Annotated in this window: 3 protein-coding genes and 1 pseudogene; all 4 read right to left on the bottom strand. The window is 61.1% G+C overall.

Translation table 11 applies throughout. The features are described 5' to 3' along the window. Positions 1-160, bottom strand: a 160-nt coding sequence (locus HP546_RS26865) for a biotin/lipoyl-containing protein (protein ID WP_306125786.1), incomplete at its 3' end; no start/stop codon positions are given. A 42-nt stretch (positions 161-202) separates the two neighbouring features. Then, a complete protein-coding gene (locus tag HP546_RS26860; protein ID WP_172231856.1) occupies positions 203-3,034 on the bottom strand; it encodes a 2-oxoglutarate dehydrogenase E1 component in 2,832 nt (943 codons plus the stop codon). Between the two features lie 246 nt (positions 3,035-3,280). Next, positions 3,281-3,985 (bottom strand): succinate dehydrogenase iron-sulfur subunit, encoded by a 705-nt coding sequence (locus HP546_RS26855; protein ID WP_172231853.1) that lies wholly within the window; start codon positions 3,983-3,985, stop codon positions 3,281-3,283. Between the two features lie 11 nt (positions 3,986-3,996). Then, positions 3,997-4,217, bottom strand: a pseudogene (sdhA, locus tag HP546_RS26850) (succinate dehydrogenase flavoprotein subunit); the annotation flags it as partial.

Here is a 4,217-nt window from a genome sequence, read left to right as displayed (position 1 = left end):
CATCAGCGGTAGCCAGTACTTCCAGGACGACCTTGTCGGTCTCGATGTCGACGATCAGCTCGTCACGCTTGACGGCTTCGCCCGGCTTCTTGTGCCAGGTGGCAACGGTGCCATCGGCAACCGATTCCGGGAAGGTTGGGGCTTTGATCTCGATAGCCATTATCTGTGTTTCCTTAAATTCGGTTTCAGGTGCGCGAAGGTGTTAGACAGTGAAGGCGTCTTGCAGCAGTTTTTCCTGCTGTTCGGCGTGCTTCGAAGCGTAACCACAGGCTGGCGCGGCAGAAGCGTCGCGGCCGGCGTATTCCAGGACCAGTGCCTTGTTGTGGCGGCCCAGGATACGGCGCATGTGGTGCTGGCTGCTGTACCAGGCGCCCTGGTTCATCGGCTCTTCCTGGCACCATACGGCGTGCTTGAGGTTGCTGTATTGACCCAGGATTTCGACCAGGTCGTCCTCCGGGAACGGGTACAGCTGCTCGAGACGCAGGATGGCGATGTCTTCGCGGCCTTCGGCACGGCGTTTTTCCAGCAGGTCGTAGTAGACCTTGCCACTGCACAGCACCAGGCGCTCGACCTTGGCCGGATCGATCGCGTCGATTTCCGGGATCACGGTCTGGAACGAGCCTTCGGCCAGGTCTTCCAGGGTCGAGATGGCCAGCTTGTGGCGCAGCAGCGACTTCGGCGTCAGCACCACCAGCGGCTTGCGCAGCGGGCGGATCACCTGGCGACGCAGCAGGTGGTAGATCTGTGCCGGGGTGGTCGGTACGCACACCTGGATGTTGTGCTCGGCGCACAGCTGCAGGTAACGCTCCAGACGCGCAGAGGAGTGCTCCGGGCCCTGACCTTCATAACCGTGTGGCAGCAGCATGGTCAGACCGCACAGGCGGCCCCATTTGTGCTCGCCGCTGGTGATGAACTGGTCGATCACCACTTGCGCACCGTTGGCGAAGTCACCGAACTGGGCTTCCCAGATCACCAGCGCGTTCGGCGTGGTGGTCGAGTAGCCGTATTCGAAGGCCAGTACCGCTTCCTCGGACAGGAACGAATCGTACAGGTCGAAACGTGGCTGGCCCGGGAACAGGTTCTGCAACGGAATATAGGTGCTGGCGTCCTTCTGGTTGTGCAATACCGCATGGCGGTGCGAGAAGGTGCCACGGCCGATGTCCTGGCCGGTCATGCGGATCGGGTGACCTTCGAACTGCAGGGTGGCGTAGGCCATGGTCTCTGCATAACCCCAGTTGATCGGCAAGCCACCGGCCTGCATCTTCTGACGGTCTTCGTAGATCTTCGATACCTGGCGCTGGACGACAAAGCCTTCAGGCAGCTCGAGCAGCTTGGCCGACAGGTCCTGCAGGGTCTTGAGGTCGAAGCGGGTGTCGTGACGCGCGGTCCAGGCATGGCCCAGGTACGGACGCCAGTCGACGAACAGCTCGCGGTTCGGCTCCTTGACCAGGCTTTTTACAACGTGCAGGCCATTGTCCAGCGCGTTGCGGTACTCGTCGATCTTGGCCTGGGCGCGGTCGGCGTCGATGCGCCCGGCCTTGATCAGTGCCTCGGCATACAGTTCACGGGTGGTGCGCTGCTTGCTGATCTGCTGGTACATCAGGGGCTGGGTGCCGTTCGGCTCGTCAGCCTCGTTGTGGCCGCGACGACGGTAGCAGACCAGGTCGATGACCACGTCACGCTTGAACTGCATGCGGTAATCGATGGCCAGCTGGGTCACGAACAGCACGGCTTCCGGGTCATCGCCGTTGACGTGCAGGATCGGCGCCTGGATCATCTTGGCAACGTCGGTGGCGTACTCGGTGGAGCGCGCGTCCAGCGGGTTGCTGATGGTGAAACCGACCTGGTTGTTGATCACGATGTGCACGGTACCGCCGGTCTTGAAACCGCGGGTCTGCGACATCTGGAAGGTTTCCATGACCACGCCCTGGCCAGCGAACGCAGCGTCGCCGTGGATCGAGATCGGCAGCACCTTGTCGCCAACGGTGTCGTTGCGGCGGTCCTGACGGGCGCGCACCGAACCCTCGACCACTGGCGAAACGATTTCCAGGTGGGACGGGTTGAACGCCATGGCCAGGTGCACTTCGCCACCGGTGGTCATCACGTTCGAGGAGAAGCCCTGGTGATACTTCACGTCACCGGAGCCCAGCTCGTTCATCTTCTTGCCTTCGAACTCGTCGAACAGCTCGCGCGGGTTCTTGCCGAAGGTGTTCACCAGCACGTTCAGACGGCCCCGGTGGGCCATGCCGATGACGACTTCCTTGGTGCCGTAGGAGCCGCAACGCTGGATCATTTCGTCCAGCATCGGGATCAGGCTCTCGCCACCTTCAAGGCCGAAGCGCTTGGTGCCTGGGTACTTGGTGCCCAGGTACTTCTCAAGGCCCTCACCGGCGGTCACGCGCTCGAGCAGGTGGGTCTGCACGTCGGCGGAAAACTCCGGACGGCCGCGCACGCTTTCGAGGCGCTGCTGGAACCAGCTGCGCTGCTCGGAGTCGACGATGTGGGTAAATTCGGCGCCAATGGTGCGACAATATGTCTTCTGGAGTGCATCGACGATGTCGCGTAGGCTCGCCTCCTCTTTGCCGATGAACAGGTCGCCGGCACGGAAGGTCGTATCAAGATCGGCATTGGTCAAGCCGTAGTGATTGATCGACAGGTCTACGGGCGCAGGGCGCTGCCACAACCCCAACGGGTCGAGCTTGGCAGCCTGATGGCCGCGCATACGATAGGCCTGGATCAGTCGCAGAACTTCAACCTGCTTCTTCTCGTGTTCACTGCTCACGCTCCCGGCAGATACCGGTTGGGCGCGGCGCTGGTTCTTTGCCAGCAGTACGAAATGGTCGCGGATTGTCGAGTGCGATACATCGGTAGCGGTGCTGCCGTCGGCGGGCAACTTCTGGAAGTAGGTGCGCCACTCTTCTGGCACAGCGTTAGGGTCGTGCAGGTAGAGCTCGTAGAGCTCTTCCACATATGCAGCGTTACCACCTGAGAGGTGGGCGCTTTCCCACATGCGCTGCATCACGCTTTCTTGCATGCTTGGTCACCCTCGATTAGGGGACTGATCGGCGAGAGCCACAGCAAACCTGGAAAAGTCCGAATAAAGCGACTGAACCACGCCACTTGGATCCTGCTGATTTTCCGGGTACCAGCCCGGAAAGCCCCTGCTGGTCTCATATCTTCATAGGTAATGAGCGCGGGCTTTGTGGGCCCTTGCTCGGGTTTTACCTCAGTGCGGGCTCACCACCCGCACCTCGGCTTACTGCAGGTACAACACTTTGTATCAGGTGCCGCTTTGCAGCAGCATGTTACGTACGTGACCGATTGCCTTGGTCGGGTTCAGACCTTTCGGGCAAACGTTTACGCAGTTCATGATCCCGCGGCAGCGGAATACGCTGAACGGGTCATCCAGGGACGCCAGGCGCTCCTGAGTCTTGGTGTCGCGGCTGTCGGCCAGGAAGCGGTAAGCCTGCAGCAGAGCGGCCGGACCCAGGAACTTGTCCGGGTTCCACCAGAACGACGGGCAGGAAGTCGAGCAGCAAGCGCACAGGATGCACTCGTACAGACCGTCCAGCTTGTCGCGGTCTTCCGGCGACTGCAGGCGCTCGATGGCCGGCGCCGGGGTGTCGTTCTGCAGGAACGGCTTCACCTTCTCGTACTGCTTGTAGAAGATGCTCATGTCGACCACCAGGTCACGAATGACCGGCAGGCCTGGCAGCGGGCGCAGAATCAGCTTGTTGCCCTTGACCACACCCGACAGCGGGGTGATGCAGGCCAGACCGTTCTTGCCGTTCATGTTCATGCCATCGGAACCGCACACACCTTCACGGCAGGAGCGACGGTACGAGAAACCCTCGTCCTTTTCCTTGATCAGTGCCAACACATCGAGAACCATCAGGTCCTTGCCGCCGGTATCGACGTCGAACGACTCCATCTTGGGCGCCGAGTCGGTGTCGGGGTTGTAGCGATAAACTTCGACTTTCAACATAGCAGCCACCCTTAGTAAGTCCGGATTTTTGGTTCGAAGGCCGGTACGGTCTTCGGCGCAAAGTTGACGCCACGCTTGGCAACGCGCTTCTCACCCGGGTAGTACAGGGTGTGGCACAGCCAGTTTTCGTCGTCACGGTCTTCGAAGTCTTCACGGGCGTGAGCGCCGCGGGACTCTTTACGGGCTTCGGCCGCGATGGCGGTAGCTTCGGCGACTTCCAGCAGGTTCTGCA

This window comes from Pseudomonas sp. CM25 (genome assembly GCF_013179705.1).
In the GTDB taxonomy this organism is placed as follows: Bacteria; Pseudomonadota; Gammaproteobacteria; order Pseudomonadales; family Pseudomonadaceae; genus Aquipseudomonas.
Note: the sequence above shows the minus strand (reverse complement) of the source record. Positions and strands in the feature narration are given on the sequence as shown.